Source organism: Rhodococcus sp. B10, assembly GCF_011770055.1.
Classification (GTDB): Bacteria; Actinomycetota; Actinomycetes; order Mycobacteriales; family Mycobacteriaceae; genus Rhodococcoides; species Rhodococcoides kyotonensis_B.
This window is the reverse complement of record NZ_JAAFYV010000086.1, coordinates 1-539: the sequence shown is the minus strand read 5'-3', so window position 1 is coordinate 539 and position 539 is coordinate 1. Positions and strand designations below refer to the sequence as shown.

Sequence of the window (539 nt, the reverse complement as noted above, 5' to 3'; positions counted from 1 at the left end):
GTTACGGCGGCCATAGCGGAGGGGAAACGCCCGGTCCCATTCCGAACCCGGAAGCTAAGCCCTCCAGCGCCGATGGTACTGCACCCGACAGGGTGTGGGAGAGTAGGACACCGCCGTGCACAACATCACAGAACACCCCGCAACCCACGGTTGCGGGGTGTTCTGCATTTCCACACCCAAACATAAAACCTGCCGGCGAACGGCATCAATGAACCATCCACGCTGACAGATCGTATGAATGCGCCATTCACGCGAACACCCCCGCCGGCGAACGGCATGAATGAACCATCCACCCCGTCTACCCGCTGCCACGGACCATCGATGCGCGACTTCGGTTGCGCTGCAGAGCAATCGGCGAGCAAACCTCGTTCTGCATCTCCTCCGAGCGCCTTTTGCAACAACTCGTCGACCGTGACGAGGCTCAGCGAACTTCAGCAGATGTGCTCGGCGAAATTCATCACCTGTGAGCGGTCTTCACTGTAGTGGTTGGCGGGTTCCTGTGGTGGCCTTGCGGAGCTTCTCCGATCGTGCGTTGTGGT

1 rRNA gene is annotated in these 539 nt (G+C 59.9%); it reads left to right on the top strand.

What is annotated here, in order from left to right:
- The first annotated feature begins 2 nt into the window (after window positions 1-2).
- Window positions 3-119 (top strand): 5S ribosomal RNA (gene rrf, locus RhoFasB10_RS25750).
- Window positions 120-539 lie beyond the last annotated feature (420 nt).